The organism is Paenibacillus sp. PCH8, from assembly GCF_002968835.1.
Lineage (GTDB): Bacteria > Bacillota > Bacilli > Paenibacillales > Paenibacillaceae > Paenibacillus.
Map to the genome: position 1 here is coordinate 846,274 of NZ_PKQK01000001.1, position 23,850 is coordinate 870,123.

Consider the following 23,850-nt stretch of genomic DNA (forward strand, 5'->3'; position numbering starts at 1 on the left):
TATTATGCAACATCATATCCAATTAAGATTATAACTTTCCACTACCATGTGTTAATGGGCTATAGTTCTGATCCCCTAAATTAATTGGACTTGTATGGGAAGTGAAAACAAAAATAACACTAAACAAGAATATGGCCATAATTTTTTTTGCTTTCATGATAATTATAAACCTCCTCCATTAGATATCGATACATGGTCTCTACTTCTTTAGATGCAAAAGACCGGTATCTCTCAAAGAGAGCAACACATTGTATGATATCAGTGTAATTGTTAATTTTAATAGCTGAGTTCAAACAAGTAACAAGCTTTTGCATTCCTTCCGTATACTGATCTTGGTGAAAATGATATATTGCCAACTCAATTAAAAGTTTAGTGTATAGATCATTCTTAATTTGCTCATTATATCCTTCGCTTAAAGCCCTATCACTTAAAAGTGAATTAATTTTACTATCAAATTTCAGAAGAACATGATCTATGTTCATACCATAAGTGTTTGCTGCTTCTATAATCTTTACGAGAGCAGTAAGTGTTTCCTCTTCATTCTGTTCAATCCAAGCCACATACGCCGGGAGTACCTCTTTCTTTCCCATCATCAGACTGTATAAATAGGTGTTCGCTTCAGTCCAACCAATAAACATCTTGATATATACCTGATCTTCCTCACTGGGATCTGCAATATTAACTATATCAGCATAATTTTGCGTATAGCCCAGTGCTTCAGTATATTTCCCACTCCACTCACAGGCTGAGGCCTTGAGCAAATTCGAGTAAGCCCTGTATACGAATAATGGATATGAGGTTACCCTGTTATCGACTTTTTTCTTTTTATAAGATTGTATAAACCCCGCTTTGCGCTCCAATTCATCAGCAAGTGAAAATAATTTGTCCCAATAACGTAGAGCAGAGTATGTATTCGCCAGGTCCTTAATCGCATCCAGCTGCCGCTCCTCATCCAACCGATTGATATACGGTTCGAAATGTACAGCCGCCCGGAGATTCTCATGCTGATCCTGACCGAGAGATAAGGTGAAGATGCGATACTGGCACAACGCGAGGCGTTCCGAGTGTTGATATTTCTCGCACTCCGCCACGCATTCGTACAACATCCGCGCAGCATCCGTCTGTCCGCGTTCCAGCATGCCTTCAGCCATTTCGAATAATTCGGAGATATATGAGCGATCGTCCGTCACTTGCTGGATCACCTTCTGAATGCACTCCAGCTTGTCCAGTTCAGCACAGCGTTGCAGGAACGGTTCCAGTCTTCTCCAATGGGGTGCCGATTCCACGAAACATTCAGCTCCATAAATCTCGTAGAAATATCCTTCTTCCAGCTTCATGCCCTGGGTGATCAGATCCAGTTGTGCCATAGCGATGGGCCGAGTCCCCTTAATGATCGCACTTAATGTTCCGGCGTTGACGCCCGATATATCGGCAAAGTATTGAAGGGTATACCCTTGCTTCTTGATGTAGTCCTCAATATATGAGCGTATCGTAGTTGTAGGTTCCATGTTCCCACCTCCACAATGAGAATCCAAAATTTTGAATTTATTATGATATACACAATTTTAATCCTAAATTTTACAGCGGTCAATAAAAATCGTGGCAATTTTCTTCACATATATACAGGGTAAATCGACTTTATTCGGCCTACATAGAAAATATCCATTAGAAGCATGTCTGGAACCAACCACTTCCCACCTACCTTCGCTTGCTAATTGAGGGGCTAACTCAAAGGGATTTCCCTCTCACTTCTAATTCAGCTTAATGCCTCCAAACAGTGCATTTAACAACTCAGGTACAATCATATCGTCCATCGGTTCACCCGTAACCAACATCCGATAAAACACTGGCCCATAGATTAGGTCGATATATAAACCAATGTCCAACCCTTTCTTCAATTCGCCACGCTCTACACCCTTCTCCAGAATTCCCCATGCTTCACGCCGACGTGGTTGTATATATCTTGTACGGTATTCATCCGCAAGCCCTGGATCGGACTGGCCCTCTCCAATAATCTGTGTAATTACTTTTCCTTCTCGACTGGTCAAAAAACGAACCAGATTACTCGCATGTATGCGTATATCTTCAAATACCGAGCCTGTATCCGGTACTGGCAACCTTGCCGTTGCAGCAGACATATATCCGTCCATGATGACGGCGCCTTTGTTCGGCCACCATTTGTAGATGGTGGCTTTGCTCACCTGTGCACGCTCAGCGATCTTTTCAATCGTAATGGCTCCAAATCCAACCTCCAACAACAATTCATACGAAGCGGTTAGTATGGCATTCTGGGTTTCCATGTTACGGGGGCGTCCTCTTTTGGCAGTCATCGCGATCCCTCCTGGATGTGAAGTAATAATTTGTCCGTTTGTCACCCGTTTTCATAAAAACGATACGTTCATTATACTAAACTGCTGATATTTTATAAAATCCCATCCTCCGTAAACCTTTTATTTTCTGTAAAAAAGTTTTCGAAAGAAGTGGATATCTATTTACAATACTGAACGTATCGTATATTATATGCATATAAATAGTGAACAAAACGTTTAGTAATTCAACACTTACTCATCAGGATTCTGCCAAATGCTCATTTAAATAGGGAGGTTGATTATTATGGATATGAGACAACAAGTGAAGAAGGCTCCTGTACCAGCCTGGATCATTTTTCTCCTGGCCTCGGCTTGTGGACTAATCGTGGCGAACCTGTATTATGCCCAGACCGTTATCGGACCGATCAGCAATACAACAGGGTTGTCGTCAGCCGCTGCCGGATTAATCGTAACATTGACACAAGTTGGCTATGTGATCGGATTACTGTTTATTGTACCGCTCAGTGACATTACCGAGAATCGACGTCTGGTCGTTCTGTTCCTCACCTTGCTGGTCATTGCCTTGATTGCTGCGGCCTTTTCCTCCCACGCCATTTTATTTCTAACGGCATCCCTGTTCATTGGCATAGGTTCAGTTGTTGCTCAAATTCTGGTACCCTATGCCACCTATCTCACTTCGGAAGAGCAACGGGGACGGGTTGTCGGCAATGTGATGAGTGGTTTACTGCTCGGCATTATGCTGGCCCGTCCTGTCGCAAGTTTTATTACCAGCCTCTTCGGATGGCAAACCGTCTTTGTATTCTCGGCCATTGTTATTACGCTGCTGATGCTGCTCCTGTCACGCGCGCTTCCTTCACGTCAGCCGCAGCCTGCCATGAAATATGGTCAATTAATCGTCTCACTCGGTACCCTGTTGAGAACGTATCCGCTACTGCGTCGCCGGGCCCTCTATCAAGCCAGTCTGTTTGGTGCTTTCAGCTTGTTCTGGACCACAATTCCGCTCAGACTGGCTCACGATTTCGGTATGTCACAGCAAGGAATTGCCTGGTTTGCACTGGCGGGTGTCGGAGGCGCGATCGCTGCTCCTATTGCCGGAAGATGGGCAGATAAAGGCTTAACCCGCATATTGACCGGACTCGCCATCGTAATCGCTGCAGCATCCTTTGGGCTTGCCTATCTGTTCCAGGGTCACTCTACCGCTACCCTTGTTTTGCTTGTGGTCGTTGCCATCACGCTGGATATGGCGGTCTCAGGCAATCTGGTGCTGGGACAACGCATCATATATTCGTTAGGCAGTGAAGCCAGAGGTCGTGTGAACGGCATCTTCATGTCGATCTTTTTTATCGGGGGCGCAATTGGATCATCTCTCGGAAGCTGGTCCTATGCTACTGGGGGCTGGAGTCTCACGACTTTGATTGGTTTGGTGATGCCTCTGCTCGCACTGGTTTATTATTTTACGGAAAAGAAAGCTGGAGTCATTAGCAACCCATAACGGTACTTTATGTAAATGAGGGCAGAAGGATCTTTAGGATCAGCTTCTGCCCTTTTCCCTTACTTCATGACACTGAATTTCTTGGTCGCTGCCCTGACCCTCTCATCCTCCCCCAAACAATGACACCTACCACTTTCGTAGCTTCCAATTCCATCGCAGCAATCTCACTCGCATATTGTTCAAAGGCATTGTTGAGCGACTGGCCTGTCTGTGAAAAAACAACATAGCTCAGTCCACCGCTGTCATCTGAGCAGGACTTGACCAGGTTGATCAGTTGATTCTCCCCTGCCTTCAGAATGACCGTACTGTACTGGATACCTGCATGTTGAACGCCGCTAAGATCCAGTACAGGTTGGTCAGAATATAATTCCGGCTCGTTCAGGGCTGCTTGTCCCATCAATAGGGCAGCCACATTGGCTGCGGCGCCAGGCTCCAGATTTTTATCCAGTATAATAGCAATTCTGTTCATATGACTGCATTCACCCTCTGTGTGTTTTTGGTAAAACATACCCATGGCATGTTGATTCCCTCGCGCAATACTTTATAGGTCACGAGCCCATAATGATCAGCACAGAGCTGATTCGTGACCGCAATGGACTTCTCCGTATTGTGCATGACCTTCCTGCAAGCTTCCGGGTTAGATGATACGGTGCTGTTCTCTCTATAGGTTGTACTCAGTTCTGATAACAAGTATGTAGTTGCCGGATGATGATAAATAATATCGATCTGATCGGGACATACCGCATGGAAGCCGGATAGAACCAGCGCAGGAATCTTCTCTACAAAGCTCTCAGCGACCACCAATTCAGAATCCATGATGAAGCTGTTGAGCTTGGGATATGCTCCAGGTACCAACAGGCAGGAAATCTCCCCTGATTTCAAGTCTTCCGCAGCCGCTTCAAATTCCGGGTATGGCTTGATTCGTTCCGAGTTGCCCAGCTTCTTCGCGATATGCATGCTGCAAGTCAGGAATCCTTCATCGTCTCCCAGCGTTCCCAGTATGGCATATTTGCCTTTGGTTATCTCCATTTATTTCTATTTCCTCCTTTTTATTTCTAATCCGCTAACGATCGTATACCAAAAAATTCCTGTTGTCAATTAACACTTCAACGTAACAAAAATATGTATCTCTGATCATATATTTTACAAAAAACTGTATTGAAAATGGAAAATATTGAGCTATAATGTTACAGAATGAATTTTTTCCCATTATTGTTTCAACCTAAAAGGAGGATTTATGAGAACCATTGTATACATATCTGATTTCAGGCTTCCATTTAGCTTAAACTTCATAAAACCTTTGAGGAAATTTACTGATTACAAGAAGATTCTAATTATTGAACGTCATAATCTGCACAATGATCATCTGCTCCAGGACTTCTTTGATGAGATTAGATATGTCGACTACTTGGAATCAGCGAATGCAATCAGAGAGCATATGATCCAAATCCGAGAATCCCATTCCATCGCAGCTTTGTTAACTCCGGGTGAAAATGCCATTGAGATTGGCGGTCAGATCCGATCCGAATTCGGCATCCCCGGTATGCAGCGCAATCAGGCTGAAGCCGTCCGCAACAAATGGATTATGAAACAGATGCTTCATCAACGCGGAATTCGAACATCCGAAATTGCAATTGCTCTACATGAACAGGACTACATTCGTTTCACGGATGCACACGGGTTCCCGATAATTGTGAAGCCACTGAGCGGATACGGAAGTATTAATACGTTTAAACTTTCCAGCAAGGAAGAACTGATTCATTATCTCCAAAATCTAAGACAAGAGCAGCAAAGGGATCTGCTGGAGGAATTCATTAACGGCACGGAATTTCACTGTGATTCCATTGTCTCCAAGGGTAAAGTTGTATTTTCATCCGTTTCCCAATACCTGTATAACTGTCTGGACATTGCAACTGAGCAGAAACCTCCAGCAAGCATTACGTTCCCTGAAGGCACTGAAGCGAATTTTATCCACCGTATCAAACAACTCAATGAACAAGTAATTGCTGCACTGGGAATCAATCAATCCGTAACACATGCCGAGCTATTTCTAACTCCGGAAGGAGAAGTGGTATTTGGAGAGATCGGGGCCAGAATCGGGGGATCGCATGTTATGCCTCCTTGTATCAAGAACACGCATGGCGTTGATTTCTTCGAAGCCGTCACTGATCTGGAAGTTGGAATATATGAGTTCACTAGACAAGAGACGAGCAATAAATTCACAGGCATGATCTGCTTCCCTTCGCGCGCAGGAGTGATTCAAAGCATCTCGGGGATGGAAGACTATGAGGATATCTCAGGCATCATTGAATTCAATGTATCCTATCAAGTGGGACAACGCGCAGGGGATGTAAGTGATACGATGACCCGATCAGGCTTTGCCATTGTGGAAGGGGATTCGTTTCAGGAATTGCGTCAAACTTTGCTGGATATGTACGATCGCTTCCAGATTGAAGTTACGGTTGCTGAGACCGTATAGCATCTATGATGGGTCATAACGTCATGTACCTGAATGGACCGTTGTTTGGGAGGGTTGGAATTATTGTCTCTATACAAAACATACGCGGGTCTGAGCCGCGATATATATTATCTCTGTTTAGCCAGAACAATTAACAGCACAGGCGATTTTGTGTTTTCTCTGATTACCTTGGTCCTGACTTTGAAGATGGGAATGAATGTTGTCAGTGCAGGGATCTTTGTGTCTATGGCAGCCCTGATTAGCGGACCCGGAGTACTGCTTGGTGGCTATTTAAGTGATCTTATGGGCAAAAAAACGATTATCGTCACCGGGCAATTATTGTCCGCCACCATAATTATATGCTGTTCGTTCTGGTCAGACACCATTACGGTTGGCTATTTACTAATCGCAGTCATGTTCTTCATTAGCATTACCCGTCCTGCCTATAACGCATTGATTATTCAACTGTGCACGGAGGAGAAAGAGCGCAAGTCCGCTTTCTCCCTCATGTATCTGGGGGCCAATCTGGGTATAGCCATCGGACCATTGGTAGCCGGTTTTTTCATTAAGGATCATGTCAACATCGTCTTTATAAGTATCGGTACTGTATTTCTGATATCCACCTTCATTATCATCAACCAGGTAAAGGTCAGCATAATCAGAGAATCGTCTTCAACAGACCGTCAAGCATTTGAACAACAGCAACAATCGAGCCAACCGCCTTCTCCACTATTCAGATTGCTGATGAAAAATCCGCTCGTCGCCTTCTTCATCGTGGTGTCATTTCTTAACTATTTTATCTATATGCAGTACTCGTTTAGCCTTCCGCTCCAGATGAATCATTCGTTCGGAGAGAACGGGGCAGCTTATTATGGCTCTGTCATGACCATTAATGCCATCAGCGTCATTATTCTGACCACCTTGATCCTATCCGCTACACGCAGATTAACTGCCCTAAACTCCATAGCCACGGGCGCGCTATTCTATGGAATCGGATTTGGTGCCTTGAACCTGCTGGGTTACTTTCCTCATTTCGCCATCGTTGCCGTCTCCACAGTGCTGTGGACCATTGGAGAGATCCTGGTGCAGACCAATATCAATCTGTATATCGCTTCGCGTGTACCCGATACCCATCAGGGACGGTTTAACGGTTTGCTGCTATTCGTAGGTTGTCTGGGCTATACACTTAGTCCATATTTGACAGGCATTTTCATCAAAAGCATGGACATGGAGAGTGTATGGATCATTATTCTGGCCTTCAGTCTGGTCTATGCGTTGTGTATGATCATTCTCTGGTATATCGAAAAAAGATCAACAAAGAAAAGCAAGATGGAGCCGCAGGACTTCTCACAAAGTGTCTGAACACTGGGAATGCCGAACCGTAGACGATTTTGTATACCATCCTTCCAAATATGAATCAGCCTCGGTTCCCAGCGCCCAACTATGGATTATCATGGAGACGGAAGTGAAGACGGGGCTGTCTCAAAAGCCCTTCAGAAGAATATGGGTGAAAAAGCATAACATCAACGCATAAAAAAGGGACGAAGCAGAGATTCATTCTGCCTTGTCCCTTTCGTGTTTTGTTGTTGAAACTTTCGGAAGATCCACTTTTTATTCTAACTCCACATGAACTCCAGCAGATGATTCGAGCACTTGGGCTAACGAACTGAGGTGACACTATTGGGTGCATTTCAGTCCATTCTAATCCACTTTAAATTTCGCAGCTGATTCGGCCAGCTTTTGCGTCAATTGATCGATAGTCTCCACCATATTCGCCAGCTGTTGCACCGTGGAGGACTGCTCCATCATGGTAGCGGTCACTTCTTCCACAGAAGCTGACACTTGCTCACCTGAAGCAGACAGACTGTGCGCTGATTCCATCACATCATCCTTGTTCTGTAACATCTCCTGCATCTGTCCTGCCATCGTGGCGATCTGTTGGTTAATGACCGTCACCTTCTCCAGAATGACATCGAATGCCTTACGGGTCTCCATAACAAGTTCATCCTGTCTGGACGAGATCGTATGAATCTCGCTAACACTTTGATTGTTCTCGGCTACGTCCGCCAGATTCTGCTCAATGATGCTGGAGATTTCCTTGGACTGGCGAGAGCTCTGCTCTGCAAGGTTACGAATCTCTTCCGCCACAACGGCGAATCCTCTGCCATGTTCTCCGGCCCGTGACGCTTCAATGGAAGCATTCAATGCAAGCATATTGGTCTGTTTGGCAATCTGGCTGATTGCTTCCGTGATCTGACTAATGCTGCCGGAACTGGTTTGAAGTCTGACTGTAATTTCAGAGATTTTCTCCACTTCACGTTCATTAATCTCATTAATACGCATCAACTCATTGACGACTTCATTCCCATTATAGAATACACTTTCGATCTCATCTGCCTTGGTCTTCACATCCTGTGCACTGCTGTTCATGGCTATCACTTTATCGCCAAAGTTGTTAAATTTGCTTGCAATCTGCTCGGTATCTTCGGATTGAGCCTCCATCGCCTTCGCGATCCCCATCGAGGTGGCCGATGTCTCTTCAATGGATCTTGCCGTCTGTCTGGATGTCTCCTCCAGCTCCTGCGTGCTAGCCTGCAGTACATGAATCGAACTATTCATATGCGTAATCAGATTCCTGTTCTGCTCTACCATGCCATTGAAACTCTCAGCCAGATCCTTGAATTCACTGTTGTAACGGTCGTCTGCCTTGACAGTAAGATCACCTTGAGCCAATTGCTTGAACAGTCCCGACAAACGGATAACCGGTTTGGTGATATTACGAGAGATCAACAATCCCAGAGCAATAGCCAGGACAAGACCAATTGAGGTATACAACAACATCTGATTGAGCATATCATCTACCGGGCGCTTGATGTCATCATAATCGTCAACAATCATAACCGTCAGATCGGCGCCTGGAATCTGATTGAGACGATAGTACTTCCCGTTCTGATCCATCGAGCTAATCTTCACTCCGTCCGTAGCCCTGGCTTCTATAGATTTCATCGCTTCCTTATCATCTTCCAGAGTTTGTCCCGCAAGGGAAGCATCCAAGGAATCATACATTATGATCCCGCTTCGACTCAGAACTTCAACCCTGCCCTGGCCATTAATCTGAATCTCCCCAAGCTGCCCCAGGAAGAAATTGCTGTCCACTGTCATAGCGAGAACACCAAGGATATTTCCCTCTTCATCCGTGATGGGCTCCGAGAATACAATAATCAGCTTCTTGCTAGTCTTTGAGACGATCGCGTCACTGATGAAGGATTTCCCTTGAATGGACTCCTTGAAATATTCCCGATCTCCGCGCGATTGCCCAATCACATCTGGCATGGTTCCCGCCACCATGATTCCTTCCTTATCAAATACGTACAGGTCCGGCTTGGCACCTTCCGTGTCCGATATACTGTCGGCGAGAATCGTGTTCGCTTTTTTGAAATATGGATTCTCATCGGTGAAAAAGGTTTCATCTGTCATTTCTTTGGTATTACGTAACTTCAACAGTTCTCCAAAAGTACTATGTACGGATATAGCATGACTCAGCTGTTGCTGAAGTTGCATGGCAGTCCAGAGCCCTCCCCCAAGGCGGTCTGCCAACACATTAATTTCATCCTTGCTTTTTTTGACTACGATGTCAGACGAGATCAAGTAACTGGTGAACGTCGTTCCAGCCAACACCATAATTACCAATAAACTAAGCATGATGGGCAACTTGATTTTAAGCGAAATGTTTCTTATCCTGTACATGAACCCCTGTCTTTTCCCCATTTACCATTTCTCCCCACTTTCCTATCCCCATCTGATTGATGTGGTATATACATTATCGGAAAAATACATAGTAGAATTTATGGACAAGGGGTTATATTGCCACTATTTTTTATATGTTTCCAGTTCTGAAAACATATAAAAAAACCTGTCAGATCAACAAGATCCATCTTTGGAATGGATTGTCAATACGTAACAGGCCTTGTTGCAAAAACACCATGATCTATTATAATTCAGCTACTTGCGCAATCTCCGGGAACTCAGTGCGTGATGACCATTCTGCAGGAATGTGCTACGCGCATTCTTCATCTGTTCAATCCGTCGCTCCGCCAGACGATCTGCAGCCACATAGGTTGCGATCCCTTCGGTGCGTGAGCTTTCGAATATTTTCTCCAGACTGGTGTAGATCTCTCCGATCTTGCTCCATGCCCGATCTGCGTTATAACCGTTCAGCTCATCCGCGATGTTAATTACCCCACCTGCATTGATAACATAGTCGGGGGCATATACGATGCCCATATCATACAGCTGATCTCCATGACGGGTCTCCAGCAGCTGGTTGTTGGCACAACCCGCTACGACCTTCGCCTTGAGAGTTCTCAGCGTATCGTCATTAATCGTGCCACCCAGTGCACATGGCGCATAGATATCACATTCCACGCCGGTGATGTCTGCGGGATCAACAGCGGTCGCGCCGAAGCGATCTACGGCCTGTTTAACCGAATCCTTATGGATATCTGTAACGATCAGACGGGCGCCTTCCTCATACAGATATTTGCACAGATGCATCGCCACATTGCCCACCCCCTGGACGGCAATCGTTTTGCCTTCCAGCAGATCGGTGCCAAATGCTTCTTTGGCTGCTGCCTTAATTCCACGATATACACCCCAAGCGGTCGCAGGTGAAGGATTGCCAGATGAACCATAGCTTGGCGAGATGCCTGTCACATAATCAGTTTCCTGATAGATCAGGTTCATGTCCTCTTCGGTCGTGCCCACATCTTCAGCGGTGATATAGCGCCCATTCAATCCTTGAATATATCGTCCAAATGCCCGAAACATCGCTTCATTTTTGTCACGTCGCGGATCTCCGATAATCACCGTTTTGCCACCACCCAGATTCAGGCCGGATACTGCATTCTTATATGTCATCCCACGGGCAAGGCGCAGGGCATCTTCGATAGCTGCTTCTTCTGAAGCGTATGTCCACATCCGTGTGCCACCAAGCGCAGGGCCGAGTGTTGTGTCGTGTATGGCGATAATGGCCTTTAACCCTGAATTTCGATCCTGGCACAGGACCAGTTCCTCATAATCGTGATACTCCATTGCTTCAAACCAACTCATGTGCTAACCGTCTCCTCCAACCATTTTTGCGATCCATTCCATTGTTCCCTGCTTATTTACCATCCTCTATTGTACCCATGAATACCCAGTTTGTGCAAAATCACATCGCATTGTCAGAGCAGCAGCTATCCATACATCTCATATCGCCGGGGCAACTTATCGGATGTTTGGTTATCATTCTTTCCGTATCCATGAGAAAAACCTCTCCCCTTTACAGGAGAAAGGTATATTCGCCGCAACAACCATTCATCATAATCGTCGAAGAATAGGAGAAGTCCCTCTATTTAATGAAGCGTTTCGACCACATTAATGGGATGCAGATCGCCATCAACGGCGAACGAGGCTTGCCCCGTCTCTTCGGAGACGACCAGCACCACCGCATCCGTGATCTCACTTAACCCCAGCGCTGCCCGATGACGTGTACCGATCTTACGTTCATGCACTTCTGCCTGCGACAAAGGCAGTACATTACCGGCAGATACGATCTGATTACCACGAATAAGAACGGCCCCGTCATGCAGAGGCGCACCTGGAATGAACAGGGATTCCAGCAGTGCATGAGTCACTCTGGCATCTACCGCTACCCCGGAATGGATGATGGTCTCCAGCGGAATCTCTCGTTCAATCACAATCAACGCACCGTATCTGCGATCTGACAGATGCTGCACGCTCGACGTTAACTCAGCGAACTTCTCGGTAAAGGGTGACAGGTAACAATCCAGATAAAACGAAGAGGCGAGCACCTCAATCTGCTTGATCTCCGCTCGAATCTCGGCAAATTGCCCTAGCAGACAGACACTATCATGGTCAAACCGGGATAACGTTAGATTCATTCGATCTGCCACACGATGGAGGTCTGCCTTCAGCTTCTGCCTCATTGAGGAACTATCACAGTCTGCTTGCCGATTCATCCTTCGCCTCCTCCTCTGGTTGGGTCTGTGTCTCGTGTCACACCAATAGTATCCATACCTTCCCCCCAGGAGCAGGCATTTATGCAAAGGTATAGCTGTATGAGCCATTCGTGATCGTGATTGTAACTATAGTTGAACCGGCACAAAAAGAGCCTGACCGCACATCTGCACGGTCAGCCCCTTTTTCGCTTTTACCCTGTCTATTTCACGAAAGAGTTCGTTCTCCAATGTCCTATTTGGTTGCATTACACCTCTGCATTCATCATTAATTATTGAGCTTTACCATATGAACCGGACTTGAATGTAGTCGGGTCATACCACTTGTATCCTGCCGCGGGTGCAGCCCATGGCTCAAGTTGCGGCTCGGTCGATGCGGCCGGAGCTTCCATAGGAAGCAGGCTGGTCGCTGTGTCCAATGTCAGTCCAGGCACTTGTGCCAGACTGGTATAGCTTTCTTTTACCGCAAGCCATTTCACGGTATTTACCAGGAATGTAGCATCGTCCACCTCTTTGAATCCATCGTAAGTCTTCTTGGTCGCGCCAGTCTCCTCACGCAAATATTTTGGCGTCGCGTCTTCCACAGGTGAAGAGTCGCCGATGAACGCGGCTTTCCCCGCACCAACCTTCGCAATGGCAGCATAGGCACCTTCAGCTCGTCCACCACCACTGTATACGCCCTGATCCACGGCATTGCCCCACTTGGCCACGTCACTTGGAACATACACCAAGCCTTTAGCCTTGTTCGGGTCCATGATTGCAATGGTCGATCCGGCATGCATGGCTACAGAACTCACGCCAGCTGTAATGCCGAAGGATTGTGCAGGTGCAACGATGTCCGATGCATTTACATCACCGAGTGCATTGTAGCGGAAACGAACACCAAAGTTCGTCGCCAGCCAGTCCGAGCTAATAACACTCTGCATGGCAGGTGATTCGGCTTCGGCCGAAGACATGCCTTTAGCCGGATTCAGAAAAGCCCCACGACGATACCCGTTGAATACTTCGGAAGAATCCCAACGGTTTTTGTTGCGGTCTGCATTGTAGTGATCGGAGATGAAGAAGATACTTCCTCCGTTCTGTACATACTGCACCAGCGCAGCCTGCTCTGTCGCCTTGAATGGCACATTGGCTTCGCCGATGACGAAGACGTGGTAATCTTTCAATGTATTATAGGTGATGGCTTGCTCACCAAATGTATACGGGATGCTGCGTTCCAGCTGATCCACAGTAAAGCCTGCGTTTCGTAAACCGTTGGCAAAATCAGAAAATGCGCCATCGATAATCCAGTCCGCAGCGCCAGCTGTCTGGGCGTGGGTATTATCGAACAAGACTTTCTTGCCGGTACCATCCGGCAGTGTTGTGCCAGGGTTCGGTTCTGGATCAGGATTGGTTGTTCCGGAGGAAAGCGTGATGGACGTTGGGTTTTTGACTCCGGCGTAGCTGTTGTAAGCACCCAAAGTTCCGGTTACGATGATCTTTGTGCCTACCAGACCAGGATTGGAAGCAAGTCCATATTGCGAACGGAAAGATGAAGGGATCTGTACATCCAATAATCTGGTGTTGGTGCGTTCTGACGCCGAATCCGCAATCAGAACATTAAAATCATTGGCATACGGAGATGTAAACTTGGCTGTGAGCGAGCCGGTAGCATGTCCAACAATGATTCCTTCAACCGTCGCCGTTCCTCCACCGCTCTGGGCAGCGATGGCCTGAGATACCGTAAGTGGTGCTGCCGCTTGTACTGGACTCTGTGAACCCGGCCCCAACAATGCGGTTGCCATCATGATAAAGACCAGGAATGCCCCGATCCAGTGCTGCCATAATGCCTTCTTCATATTTCCTTTCTCCTCCTCCAAATTACCTGATAATGGTTGTCCTCCTTTAATTTAATGGTTCATATGCTGAATTCCTCTTTCTTTTTGTAAAATTTTTGAAAAACTTTTGAGATAGCACCGATTTGCCCATACTGATGATCATTACAATCCATTTGCCGAAGGAGTAAAACGATGATGAAGCTGGTATTTCTGGTGCTCTTGTTAATAGTTCCACTGATTATGGCTTATGTTGCTATTCGTTCACGGATGGTTACCCGACTGTTCCACATTCTTGCGCTGCTCTGTTTCTATAGTGCGGCAACCGTCATCGCGGGAGATCTGTACGCTACGAATGCCCATATGACAACATTCACCACTGAAATTCACCATTTCCTGTTGAATGGCTGGTTCCTGTATCCGTCTGCATATCTGGGTGTGTACATTCCTTATGTGCTGTGGATGAGCCTTTTTTCTGAGAAAAGTTGAATTCATTTACTGCTTGGCATTGCATTTTGCCGTCGTTCATTGCATAATAATGATATAACTATGATAATGATTATCATTATTGAACTTGTCTCTCTGTACCTTTTTACTGCATATGATTTTACGACTTTATAGATAAAGGGGAACGAACATCGAATGAATACACCTCTGCAAAAGGCTGATCTGCAGCTTGACGATTATTTGGATCTTCTGAACCTGGCAACCCATCTGGGTGATGTGAAATGGCAAAAGGAAATTATTCGCAAGCTGGCATATACGTATCCCGCAGTTCAATGTAAACAACCACAATAGCATTCAAATATATATCGTAGGCATACACTATGGCTCATGACAGATTCATTCATTGAATCCGTTCATGGGCTTTTTTTGTTGTACGATGTACACTGAAAGAAGCATAAAGCCCAAGAATAGGGAGGGGTTCATCATGCAATTGGAAACCGAAAGACTGATCATCCGGGAGATTGTGGAGAGCGACTGGGAGAGCATACATACCTATACATCCATGACGGAAGTTACACAGCATACCGCATGGGGTCCGAATACGGAAGCGGATACACGCGCTTATGTACAGCATGTAATCCGTTCACAAGGGGCGGAGCCACGAGAGGGTTATGAACTTGCAATAGGTTTGAAAAGGGACGGTACACTGATCGGCGGCGTGGGTCTTCATGTGATGGAGAACACCAATGCCGAGATCGGCTACGTCCTCCACCCCGCTCACCAAAGAAGAGGTTATGCCGCCGAAGCCGCCAGCGCTCTACTGGATTTTGGCTTCCATGAACTCGGCATTCACCGGATATACGCCAAATGTCGACCCAACAATTCAGCTTCGGAGAACGTGATGCAGAAGATCGGCATGCAGCGGGAAGGTCTGCTACGGAAGCACTGGTTCTACAAAGGTTCATTTCATGATTCGGTGATCTATTCGATCCTCGCCAAAGAATATAGAGCCCAGTGATTATTGTATGATATGAAGCAAAATATTCTTGATACACAAAAAGCTGACGCCGAATATACCAGACGCCAGCTTTATCTTATTCTCCGTAACGACCCCAATCGCCAGTGGAGGTGGAGCACCATCAATCTGTTCTGTTCCACAAGCTGCAGCCTTTGCTCGCTCTGCACCTCGGAATAAGCCTATTACAGCCGGCACAACTCTGTCGGGCAGCTTGGGAATGTAGGACATCCGCACATGCAGCGCAGGGCTGCCAGATCCCGAATCATCAATTTGCCGTCCATCATATCCAGTGTACCTTGTTCCTTCCACGCACCCAGCATCCGTGTAACACTCTCCCGGGTAGCTCCAATCATCTCTGCCAGCTCAGTATGGTTCAGCTTCATGTCGAGCACGATGCCATCCGGTGTAACCTTGCCATACGAGTTGCTGGCACGGATCAGTGTCGAAGCCAGCGCACCCGCCTTGCCATAGAGCAGCAGATCACGGAATCTCGACTGGGTAATCCGTTGCGATAATGCCATCCATTGCAAGAATTTCAAGGCCAGATCGCCATGTTTGCTGAGTATACTTTCCAGATCGCCAAGCGAGATAATGGCCAGTTCCCCTTTTTCCGCCATCTCTGCACTGTAGCTATGATTCAATCCACCGATGCCACCGAATTCACCGATGAGATCGCCGCTTTGTTGAATCGATAGAATGATTTCTTTACCATCTTCCGTCGACTTGGTCATTTTCACTCGTCCCGAACGAATGTAGTACAGATATCCGGCTTCATCACCTTCCAGAAAGAGACTGTACCCTGACTTCACCCGTTTGGGCTGCATTTTCGCTTCAATCAGGTCCCACTGCTCAGCTGTCACGAACGAAAGGATTCCGCCTGTTTCCCGTGTCATTTTGCCCGCCTCCGTCTGTTTCCGTTCTGTCGCCTGGGTTGTTCTTTCTACGAATACTGTACCCATAACCATCGTCCCCCTCGGTGTTTCCTTATGGTTCTATCATACCGCGAAAGTAGCACCAGCGTTATCGGGGGATTACCTGATCCTTCCCTTGAAACTCCCTGAATTTGCTGTGAGAAAAATCACATTTCACGAATATGCCCCATCCTTGGCATTTCTTCGACCCCTTGGTATACCTGATCCAGGAGTCCTATATCGCCCAGGTTCAGTAAATTATAGAACGGAAATAGGGGTTTTCCCTGAATTACAATGTACGAGAAACGGACTACAATAGTACTACCATCGTAATACCCTTATTTGGAAGATGATCCTTGATCCAAGGTTACCGATAAAGATTGCAGCGGAATGCTCGATATAATCCGATAAAGGAAGTGTCCTCTCATGCATGATGAACTGCCACCTGGCATTCAGGAGATGATTGACGGCCTGCGCCAGAATACCATCAGCGATTTCTGTGGAATTGCCTGTATAACCGGATCCATGCTGCGCTGGAAACATACTTCTGGTGCCAGCAACGAACGAGTGAAACGTATGGAAATGCGCCCCGGACAAGATCTGGTGGGTACGGCGCTCCGAACAGGGCGCACAGCTCAGATAGATGAACAATCTCAAGGGGAATATATTCCCGCACGTTGTCCTTTAATGCTTGCAGAGCGGCTGGTCTGTGCTATAGCAGTGCCCATGTTTCAGGAAGGAAGCGTGCCAGATGCCGTTCTGCTCCTTGGTAGCAGACAGCCTTGCATCTTCTCACCGGATACGGTCAGGCTGGCGGAGCAAGCTACGTTACAGCTCGCCCCCAAAGTGTATGGTTAAAAAGATTTAGAGATGGCACCCTACTTCACGATCATTTCGACATCATGGATTGTCATGTCATCCATAACGTGACGTCCGGCATACAAAATGAGAAGCAGTTCGGAGATTTAACCTCTGGATTGCTTCTTTTTTTGTTATGATATAGATAGAACTGTGGAAGCGGACAGGGGGAAATGATGTGATTCAATTATTAGTTGTAGACGATCATGTTGTCGTACGGTCCGGGCTGATTGCCCTGCTCGAAGGAAAGAATGATATACATATCGTTGGAGATGCAGCCGATGGCGATGAAGCCATTGCCAAGGCTCAAGAATTGAAGCCGGATGTTGTCTTGATGGATTTCAGCATGCCACCAGGCAAAGACGGTCTGACAGCTACCGCTGAATTGAAGAAATTAATGCCGGATCTCGCGATCCTGATTCTGACCATGCATGATGATGAGGAGTATCTGTTCCGCGCGATCCACGCCGGAGCTTCCGGATATATTCTCAAGAGTGCGCCGCACGAGGAATTGCTCGCCGCTATACGCTCTGTAGCAGATGGCTGTGCCTATCTGTACCCGAGTGCGACCAAACGGCTAATGAGCGAGTATCTGGACAAAGCCAAACAAGAAAATGCCGGACCTTATGATACGCTGTCCGAACGGGAGAAAGAAATCCTCTCCTGGATTGCGAAAGGATACGCCAACAAGGAAATTGCCGAAAATCTGATCATCAGTGTCAAAACGGTCGAATCCCATAAAAGCAATCTAATGGAGAAGCTTGGCTTGCGCACAAGGCCTGAACTGGTGAAGTTTGCCATGAAAAAGGGGTTGCTGAACTTTGAGTAGTCCACGCAAGAACAGACTTAGCGGACTTGCCGACCAGCCTGTACAGCTGCTGCTGAATGAAATCGACAATCACATTAGAGATAATGAATTTCGCAGTAGACTGAAGGGTTCCCTGCATCAGCTTGGTGATCTGAAATTTGCGCTGGATGAGTCCTCGATCGTAGCCCTCACGGACCGCAATGGCAAAATCCAATATGTGAATGATAAGTTCTGTGAAATATCACAGTATGCACGCGAAGAATTAATCGGTCAGGATCATCGGATCATTAATTCCGGTTACCATGGCAAAAGCTTTATCAAAAATCTGTGGCATACGATATCCTCCGGCAAAGTATGGAACGGGGAGATTCGGAATCGTGCCAGAGATGGCAGCCATTATTGGGTGAACACCACCATTGTGCCTTTTCTCGATAATGATGGCGAACCCTATCAATATTTGGCTGTACGCAGTGAGGTAACCAAGCTGAAGAAAGTCGAAGGCGAATTGCAGAAGATGATGTCACAGGTTATGAACATTCAGGAAGAGGAACGGCGCCGAATCTCGCGTGAACTGCATGACGGAATCGGACAAAGTCTCTTCTCTCTGGTCATTCAGATGGACAGACTGCTTGCAGATCAGCCTCAACCTGGAGTCGAAGCATTGCGCAAACAGGTCACAGGTATTATGGAAGATGTACGTGGCATGGCATGGGAATTGAGACCATCCGTTCTGGATGATCTGGGCGTTGTGCCGGCGATTCGAACATATATTGAGAATTATACCCGTCACTACGGGATCGAAGTTGATCTGGAATGTAATCTGCGCAAACGACTGGAGATGAACCGGGAAATTGCCATTTACCGCATTATCCAGGAAGCCTTAACGAATGTTGCGAAGTATGCCGACGTAGCTGAGGCGCGTGTCACCGTTGAAGACGCTGAGGAGATGACGCTGGTTATTATCGAAGACCAGGGTGCTGGTTTCAATGAAGCAACCGCCGGTAATGGTGTTGGTTTGTTCAGTATGGAAGAACGTGCCCGTGGAGCAGGAGGAACGTTGAGGGTATCTTCCGAGCCTGGAGAAGGCACAACCGTGACTCTTTTTCTGCCCAAAATAGCACAAGGATAACCGCACATGCTTTGTATCGTTCTATGCGCTTCAAGTTAATTATCTAATTCAACGGCTGCTCGCTATTGGACTATGCGAGTGGCTTTTTTCTATCTATCTCCACTAGCTCTCATGGCTTATGCCATATTGGGATTAGTCTAAATGACAAATTGAAAGTCGAAAATCAGTAAAATTCAATATTCGTGATAAATAGATTGACTCCAGTTACGATTCGTCATTAAACTATGAATGTCACATACACATTGTATATTTAACAAAATATCATTATTCATTCCATATAGCGAAGAAAAGGATGGTCAACATGTCAGAGAAGCGCTCCTCCAAGGGAGGAGAAATTCCACAAATGTACAACCTGGACGAGATGGATCGCAAAATCATCGCCGCACTTCACCAGAATAGCCGGATCTCCTATACGGACCTGGGTACACAGATCGGTCTGTCTCGTGTAGCCGTTCAAGCACGCATCAATGCGCTATCCGAGAAAGGAATCATTGAACGCTTCACCGTGGTGATCAACCCTGGCAAGGTAGGGCTTCAGGTCTCTGCCTTTTTCAATGTCGATGTCGAACCGCCCTTCCTCGATGAAGTCGCGGAGAAACTGGACGAAGAACCGGCCGTTACCAGCCTCTATCATATGACAGGTCCAAGTACCCTGCACATGCATGGTATTTTTGCCGACATGGAAGAGATGGAGCAGTTCTTGCTGGAGAAGCTCTACAAAATGCCAGGCATCGTCAAAGTGGAATCACAGCTGTTGTTAAAACGTTATAAAAGCCGGATGGGCATGAGACTCTAGGAGGACATCAGCATGAGTTGGAAAGATTACAACGGACTCGTCATCGGAATGGTACGAACCGGAATTCTCGGATATGGCGGTGGGCCCTCGGTTATTCCGTTGATCCGTTACGAGGCCGTTACGCGTTACCAATGGGTCAGTGATGAGGAATTTGGCGAGATTTTGGCGATTGCCAATGCCCTGCCTGGTCCCATCGCGACCAAGATGGCCGCCTATCTGGGTTATAAAACCAAAGGTGTGCTGGGCGCGATCGTGTCCGTACTCGCTCATATTTTGCCGACAAGCATTGCCATTATTGCCCTGCTCGGTTCCATGTACGCGCTACGCGAGTCGAAAGTGGTCGCAGGCATGGTAGCCGCTGTCCGGCCTGTCATATTCGTCATGCTGGGCATGATGGCTTACGAATTCGCCATGAAAGCCTGGAAGGGACTCGGCAAAGGGTTTGCCGCCCTATTCGGCGTCATTGCCTTTGTACTGTTGCAGCTACTGGATATCCATCCGGGGATTGTGATTGCCGTTTTCCTTGGATACGGTGTCTTCCATATGGATCTGGTCCAGCGCTTCAAGTCCAAAGGCAAGTCCGATAAGGGGGTGTCCTAAGGATGCTCCAGACATGGTGGGACTTATTTATGGGATTTTTCGTAGCCAACATCTTGGGATATGGGGGCGGCCCGGCGTCCATACCGCTAATGCAGGAAGAGATCGTGAATCACTATCATTGGATGACCACAGAACAATTCGGGGATGTACTGGCGATTGGCAACGCCCTTCCCGGCCCAATCGCAACCAAAATTGCCGCATTCGTCGGATACCACGTAGCAGGCTGGTTCGGAGCAGTCATCGCAAGCTTTGCGACAATCGTGCCTTCCGCAACCGCATTGATTTTATTGCTTCGTCTACTCAACAAGCATCGTACTTCACCCAAAGTCAAAGGTATGACCTTACTTGTGCAGCCCGTTATCGCAGTACTCATGATTCTGCTCACCTGGGAATTCGGCCAAGTATCCACCGGTTCCATCGGCATCTGGCAGACGTTAGTCATTGCAGGCATCTCGCTCTGGGTGATGACCAAGACCAAGCTGCATCCAGCCATTCTGATCGTGATTGCTTTTGCCTATGGTGCACTGGTACTGTCTCATACGATGTAGTTTTTTAGAATAGATTCAACTAATGAATATTTATACTGGCACTCCGATGATAAGGAACGTCTCGAATTCCATTTATGCATCTGCTACATGTGTATAAATAGACTTTTGGGCGTTTTTTTACATCATTTTATAGAAAAAGCGATGATGCCAGCCGTTAAGCTGACATCACCGCATATTGAATTGCACATTTGCATATGAAGAACCAATTACTTCGTCTCAACCACTACCGTTACTTTGGTTTTCACACCTGCAAATGTTACTGTAATCGTTGCTTTACCTTTACCGTTCGCCTGAATGATTCCATCTTTCACCGATGCTGTCGCAATACGGGAAGATTTCCATAGAGCCGGTTTGGAGACATTTGCTTCACTGCCATCGTCATACGTTGCCGTTGCCACCAATGTTACCTTTTCTCCGGGCTTCATAGTCAGGGTCACCTTATCAGTTTGCAGATATTTCAGGGTGTCCACATCTACGGCAACTGTTACAGACTTGCTGCCATATTTCACTGTGATTTTTGCTTTACCTGAACCCATAGCTTTGACTTTACCTTTGGTCACCTGAGCTACTTTGTAACTGTTGGTTTTCCATTCCGCTTTGTCCGTAACATCACGCTCGCTACCGTCGCTCAAGTAAGCCGTCACCGTAAGATCAGCTGATTCACCCGATTTCAGAGAAAGAGCCGGTTCGGAAGTTTCAATACGTGAGATGACATCCACTTCGACCTGAATGGTCACTTTTTTGGAGCCATATTCTGCTGTGATGTTGGCTTTACCACTGCTATTGCCAGTAATTACGCCTTTTTTCACATCTGCTACACGTGAGTTGCTTGATTTCCATGTTGCTTCGGATGTTACATCCAGTGTCTTGCCGTCCTCATCCGTACCTGTCAGAAGGATCGTCTGTGTTTCCTTGGCGGACAATACGACAAAGTTCACATCGGCTTCCAACCCGCTAGCCATACCTACTTCAACAGGCAGCGTCAGCGTTTTACCTTCAATCTTCGCTGTAATGGTGGCCTTACCCGTAGCAACACCCGTTACAACACCTTTACTATCCACTTCAGCGATCTTGTCGCTGCTGCTGCTCCAAGTCGCATCTTCGGATACATCCTTGGATGTTTCACCGTAAATCGCCAGTACTTTGGCAGAAGTTGTTCCGCCTACAGCGACAGAAGCTTTTTTCTTATCCATCTCATACTTGTCTGCTACGTCTACATTCACTGTGAACTTAACGGATTTACCACCATAAGCTACTGTGATGGTTGCTGTACCGGATTTGTATGCGATCAGATCGCCGTTCGATACATATACAACATCTGCATTGCTTGAAGTCCATGTTGCTTTGGAAGTTACATTTTCGGTACTCGCGTCAATATATTCTGCATTGGCTACCAATTTCTTGGATTTGTTCTCACCCGTAAGACTCATGGCGAGCTTGTCATTCACATCTTTGATATCCAAATATCTTGCCGTATCTACATCTACAGCAATTTCTACTGTTTTGCCACTATAGGTTGCCTTAATCGTTGTTGAACCTGCGCTAATGGCTGTGACCTGTCCCTTGAAAACAGTAGCAACCTTCTCGTTGCTGGATGTCCATGTCGCCTGGTCGGTTACATTCACATCACTACTATTCGGATAAGAAGCCGTTAGAACAACATTAGCCGTTTTCGTTGTCTCGCTCAAACGGAAGAAAATGCTTTGATTTACCACACTCAGTTTGCTGGTCAGATCCACATCCACGTCAACGGATACGGATTTCGTACCATATTTCGCTGTGATCTTGGCAGAACCTGCCGAATATCCTGTAATTTCACCCTTCAGAACATCTGCGACCTTCTCATTGCTGGATGTCCACTCTGCCAGATCGGTTACATCTTTGGTTGTGCCATCTGGATAGGTGGCCGTCACTTTTACACCTTCGCTTTTGTTCAGCAGCAGATTAACCTGCTTTTTGTCTACATCTACACGTTTAACCACTTCAACATTAACATCCACCGTCACGCTTTGACTACCGACTTTGGCTGTAATGACTGCTGTACCTGCGCTTTGTCCCGTTACTTTACCATTCACAACGGTAGCAACCTTCTCGTCACTGGTAGACCATTCCGCTATCTCGGATGCCTTATCATTTGGCGTATTGTCACTATAAATTGCTGTCAAAACGATATCTTTCGTATCTCCCGTGCGCAAATCCAGACTTTGCACGTTTTTAGAAAGAGCTTTGACCTTCTTCGTTACCTTCACCTGAACGGTCTGAGTCTGACTCTGGTACGCAGCTGTAATCGTTGCTGTACCTTCCTTTTTGGCCGTGATTGCGCCGTTATATACAGTTGCTATCGAAGTATCACTGCTACTCCAGGTTGAACTGATCGTTACGTTCGTCGACGTATTATCAGAATATACACCTGTCACCGTAACAGAGCTGGAATCACCCACTTCAAGCGACATTTCATTCTTGGAAACCACAATTTTGGACAGTTCTTTATCTGCCGCAGCAGCCAAGCCTACGTTGGATATACTCAGCATCAATACCAGCAGCATCACCATGTACTTGGTCAATCTTGGCTTTAACATCATTTCCCTCCGATTATCATCAATTTTTTCCTTATGTTTAATGTC

At 46.5% G+C, this 23,850-nt stretch carries 23 protein-coding genes; 12 read left to right on the forward strand and 11 right to left on the reverse strand.

Annotated features, from left to right (window positions below):
- Positions 1-119: 119 nt before the first annotated feature.
- Complete coding sequence (locus C0Q44_RS03675; RefSeq protein ID WP_105406116.1) at positions 120-1,508, reverse strand: helix-turn-helix domain-containing protein; 1,389 nt, start codon at positions 1,506-1,508, stop codon at positions 120-122.
- Positions 1,509-1,751: 243 nt separating this feature from the next.
- The gene (locus C0Q44_RS03680) at positions 1,752-2,330 is read right to left on the reverse strand and encodes a TetR/AcrR family transcriptional regulator (RefSeq protein WP_105406117.1); all 579 of its coding nucleotides are present in this window, start codon (positions 2,328-2,330) and stop codon (positions 1,752-1,754) included.
- Between the two features lie 283 nt (positions 2,331-2,613).
- On the opposite strand from C0Q44_RS03680, the gene C0Q44_RS03685 reads away from it, so the two are divergent.
- Entirely contained in the window at positions 2,614-3,822 is a 1,209-nt protein-coding gene (locus C0Q44_RS03685) for an MFS transporter (RefSeq protein ID WP_105406118.1), read from the forward strand.
- Between the two features lie 64 nt (positions 3,823-3,886).
- Here the strand turns inward: C0Q44_RS03685 and C0Q44_RS03690 are convergent, their stop codons facing one another.
- Both C0Q44_RS03690 and C0Q44_RS03695 read right to left on the reverse strand, forming a co-directional pair.
- Positions 3,887-4,291 carry a DUF2000 family protein gene (locus tag C0Q44_RS03690; protein WP_219845168.1) on the reverse strand — a complete coding sequence of 135 codons (405 nt, stop codon included), beginning with the start codon at positions 4,289-4,291 and terminating at the stop codon, positions 3,887-3,889.
- A complete protein-coding gene (locus C0Q44_RS03695) occupies positions 4,288-4,851 on the reverse strand; it encodes a type 2 periplasmic-binding domain-containing protein (RefSeq protein ID WP_105406119.1) in 564 nt (187 codons plus the stop codon). The genes C0Q44_RS03690 and C0Q44_RS03695 overlap by 4 nt, the downstream gene beginning before the upstream one ends.
- 271 nt (positions 4,852-5,122) lie before the next feature.
- Between C0Q44_RS03695 and C0Q44_RS03700 the strand changes: the two genes are divergently transcribed.
- Both C0Q44_RS03700 and C0Q44_RS03705 read left to right on the forward strand, forming a co-directional pair.
- Positions 5,123-6,301 (forward strand): ATP-grasp domain-containing protein, encoded by a 1,179-nt coding sequence (locus C0Q44_RS03700; RefSeq protein ID WP_181150842.1) that lies wholly within the window; start codon positions 5,123-5,125, stop codon positions 6,299-6,301.
- Between the two features lie 63 nt (positions 6,302-6,364).
- Positions 6,365-7,642, forward strand: a complete 1,278-nt coding sequence (locus C0Q44_RS03705; RefSeq protein ID WP_181150843.1) for an MFS transporter — start codon at positions 6,365-6,367, stop codon at positions 7,640-7,642.
- Between the two features lie 339 nt (positions 7,643-7,981).
- Here the strand turns inward: C0Q44_RS03705 and C0Q44_RS03710 are convergent, their stop codons facing one another.
- The 4 genes from C0Q44_RS03710 to C0Q44_RS03725 form a co-directional block, all read right to left on the reverse strand.
- A complete protein-coding gene (locus tag C0Q44_RS03710) occupies positions 7,982-9,982 on the reverse strand; it encodes a methyl-accepting chemotaxis protein (protein WP_258166160.1) in 2,001 nt (666 codons plus the stop codon).
- 300 nt (positions 9,983-10,282) lie between these two features.
- Positions 10,283-11,389 carry a Glu/Leu/Phe/Val family dehydrogenase gene (locus tag C0Q44_RS03715; RefSeq protein WP_105406123.1) on the reverse strand — a complete coding sequence of 369 codons (1,107 nt, stop codon included), beginning with the start codon at positions 11,387-11,389 and terminating at the stop codon, positions 10,283-10,285.
- A gap of 284 nt (positions 11,390-11,673) precedes the next feature.
- A complete protein-coding gene (cdaS, locus tag C0Q44_RS03720; protein ID WP_105406124.1) occupies positions 11,674-12,300 on the reverse strand; it encodes a sporulation-specific diadenylate cyclase CdaS in 627 nt (208 codons plus the stop codon).
- 269 nt (positions 12,301-12,569) lie between these two features.
- Positions 12,570-14,084 carry a DUF6359 domain-containing protein gene (locus tag C0Q44_RS03725; RefSeq protein WP_258166272.1) on the reverse strand — a complete coding sequence of 505 codons (1,515 nt, stop codon included), beginning with the start codon at positions 14,082-14,084 and terminating at the stop codon, positions 12,570-12,572.
- A 222-nt stretch (positions 14,085-14,306) separates the two neighbouring features.
- Here C0Q44_RS03725 and C0Q44_RS03730 point away from each other — a divergent pair, with 222 nt between their 5' ends.
- The 3 genes from C0Q44_RS03730 (at position 14,307) to C0Q44_RS03735 (ending at position 15,576) form a co-directional block, all read left to right on the forward strand.
- A complete protein-coding gene (locus tag C0Q44_RS03730; RefSeq protein ID WP_105406126.1) occupies positions 14,307-14,600 on the forward strand; it encodes a hypothetical protein in 294 nt (97 codons plus the stop codon).
- A gap of 153 nt (positions 14,601-14,753) precedes the next feature.
- Positions 14,754-14,909 (forward strand): hypothetical protein, encoded by a 156-nt coding sequence (locus C0Q44_RS30045; protein WP_181150844.1) that lies wholly within the window; start codon positions 14,754-14,756, stop codon positions 14,907-14,909.
- Between the two features lie 133 nt (positions 14,910-15,042).
- Complete coding sequence (locus tag C0Q44_RS03735) at positions 15,043-15,576, forward strand: GNAT family N-acetyltransferase (RefSeq protein WP_105406127.1); 534 nt, start codon at positions 15,043-15,045, stop codon at positions 15,574-15,576.
- On the opposite strand, the gene C0Q44_RS30050 is transcribed toward C0Q44_RS03735, so the two are convergent.
- Positions 15,577-15,771: a hypothetical protein gene (locus C0Q44_RS30050; protein WP_181150845.1), complete on the reverse strand. Its 195-nt coding sequence runs from the start codon at positions 15,769-15,771 to the stop codon at positions 15,577-15,579.
- The gene (locus C0Q44_RS03740) at positions 15,759-16,535 is read right to left on the reverse strand and encodes a Crp/Fnr family transcriptional regulator (RefSeq protein WP_258166161.1); all 777 of its coding nucleotides are present in this window, start codon (positions 16,533-16,535) and stop codon (positions 15,759-15,761) included. Before C0Q44_RS03740 ends, C0Q44_RS30050 begins: the two co-directional genes overlap by 13 nt.
- 378 nt (positions 16,536-16,913) lie before the next feature.
- Here C0Q44_RS03740 and C0Q44_RS03745 point away from each other — a divergent pair, with 378 nt between their 5' ends.
- From C0Q44_RS03745 to chrA, 6 genes are all read left to right on the forward strand, one after another.
- Complete coding sequence (locus C0Q44_RS03745) at positions 16,914-17,345, forward strand: GAF domain-containing protein (protein WP_105406128.1); 432 nt, start codon at positions 16,914-16,916, stop codon at positions 17,343-17,345.
- Positions 17,346-17,523: 178 nt separating this feature from the next.
- Positions 17,524-18,174: a response regulator gene (locus tag C0Q44_RS03750; protein WP_105406129.1), complete on the forward strand. Its 651-nt coding sequence runs from the start codon at positions 17,524-17,526 to the stop codon at positions 18,172-18,174.
- Entirely contained in the window at positions 18,167-19,282 is a 1,116-nt protein-coding gene (locus C0Q44_RS03755; protein ID WP_105406130.1) for a PAS domain-containing sensor histidine kinase, read from the forward strand. The genes C0Q44_RS03750 and C0Q44_RS03755 overlap by 8 nt, the downstream gene beginning before the upstream one ends.
- 301 nt (positions 19,283-19,583) lie before the next feature.
- Complete coding sequence (gene chrS, locus C0Q44_RS03760; RefSeq protein ID WP_105406131.1) at positions 19,584-20,078, forward strand: chromate efflux transcriptional regulator ChrS; 495 nt, start codon at positions 19,584-19,586, stop codon at positions 20,076-20,078.
- A gap of 12 nt (positions 20,079-20,090) precedes the next feature.
- The gene (gene chrB, locus C0Q44_RS03765) at positions 20,091-20,678 is read left to right on the forward strand and encodes a chromate efflux transporter ChrB (RefSeq protein WP_105406132.1); all 588 of its coding nucleotides are present in this window, start codon (positions 20,091-20,093) and stop codon (positions 20,676-20,678) included.
- A 2-nt stretch (positions 20,679-20,680) separates the two neighbouring features.
- Positions 20,681-21,226: a chromate efflux transporter ChrA gene (chrA, locus tag C0Q44_RS03770; protein WP_105406133.1), complete on the forward strand. Its 546-nt coding sequence runs from the start codon at positions 20,681-20,683 to the stop codon at positions 21,224-21,226.
- Between the two features lie 206 nt (positions 21,227-21,432).
- On the opposite strand, the gene C0Q44_RS03775 is transcribed toward chrA, so the two are convergent.
- Positions 21,433-23,805 (reverse strand): Ig-like domain-containing protein, encoded by a 2,373-nt coding sequence (locus C0Q44_RS03775; RefSeq protein WP_105406134.1) that lies wholly within the window; start codon positions 23,803-23,805, stop codon positions 21,433-21,435.
- Between the last annotated feature and the right edge of the window lie 45 nt (positions 23,806-23,850).

Bases quoted from the DNA above. Each gene is read 5' to 3' on its own strand.
- C0Q44_RS03675 (WP_105406116.1), bottom strand. From the start codon at position 1,508: ATGGAACCTACAACTACGATACGCTCATATATTGAGGACTACATCAAG.
- C0Q44_RS03680 (WP_105406117.1), bottom strand. From the start codon at position 2,330: ATGACTGCCAAAAGAGGACGCCCCCGTAACATGGAAACCCAGAATGCC.
- C0Q44_RS03685 (WP_105406118.1), top strand. From the start codon at position 2,614: ATGGATATGAGACAACAAGTGAAGAAGGCTCCTGTACCAGCCTGGATC.
- C0Q44_RS03690 (WP_219845168.1), bottom strand. From the start codon at position 4,291: ATGAACAGAATTGCTATTATACTGGATAAAAATCTGGAGCCTGGCGCC.
- C0Q44_RS03695 (WP_105406119.1), bottom strand. From the start codon at position 4,851: ATGGAGATAACCAAAGGCAAATATGCCATACTGGGAACGCTGGGAGAC.
- C0Q44_RS03710 (WP_258166160.1), bottom strand. From the start codon at position 9,982: ATGCTTAGTTTATTGGTAATTATGGTGTTGGCTGGAACGACGTTCACC.
- C0Q44_RS03715 (WP_105406123.1), bottom strand. From the start codon at position 11,389: ATGAGTTGGTTTGAAGCAATGGAGTATCACGATTATGAGGAACTGGTC.
- cdaS (WP_105406124.1), bottom strand. From the start codon at position 12,300: ATGAATCGGCAAGCAGACTGTGATAGTTCCTCAATGAGGCAGAAGCTG.
- C0Q44_RS03725 (WP_258166272.1), bottom strand. From the start codon at position 14,084: ATGATGGCAACCGCATTGTTGGGGCCGGGTTCACAGAGTCCAGTACAA.
- C0Q44_RS03730 (WP_105406126.1), top strand. From the start codon at position 14,307: ATGATGAAGCTGGTATTTCTGGTGCTCTTGTTAATAGTTCCACTGATT.
- C0Q44_RS30045 (WP_181150844.1), top strand. From the start codon at position 14,754: ATGAATACACCTCTGCAAAAGGCTGATCTGCAGCTTGACGATTATTTG.
- C0Q44_RS03735 (WP_105406127.1), top strand. From the start codon at position 15,043: ATGCAATTGGAAACCGAAAGACTGATCATCCGGGAGATTGTGGAGAGC.
- C0Q44_RS03740 (WP_258166161.1), bottom strand. From the start codon at position 16,535: ATGGGTACAGTATTCGTAGAAAGAACAACCCAGGCGACAGAACGGAAA.
- C0Q44_RS03745 (WP_105406128.1), top strand. From the start codon at position 16,914: ATGCATGATGAACTGCCACCTGGCATTCAGGAGATGATTGACGGCCTG.
- chrS (WP_105406131.1), top strand. From the start codon at position 19,584: ATGTCAGAGAAGCGCTCCTCCAAGGGAGGAGAAATTCCACAAATGTAC.
- chrB (WP_105406132.1), top strand. From the start codon at position 20,091: ATGAGTTGGAAAGATTACAACGGACTCGTCATCGGAATGGTACGAACC.
- chrA (WP_105406133.1), top strand. From the start codon at position 20,681: ATGCTCCAGACATGGTGGGACTTATTTATGGGATTTTTCGTAGCCAAC.
- C0Q44_RS03775 (WP_105406134.1), bottom strand. From the start codon at position 23,805: ATGTTAAAGCCAAGATTGACCAAGTACATGGTGATGCTGCTGGTATTG.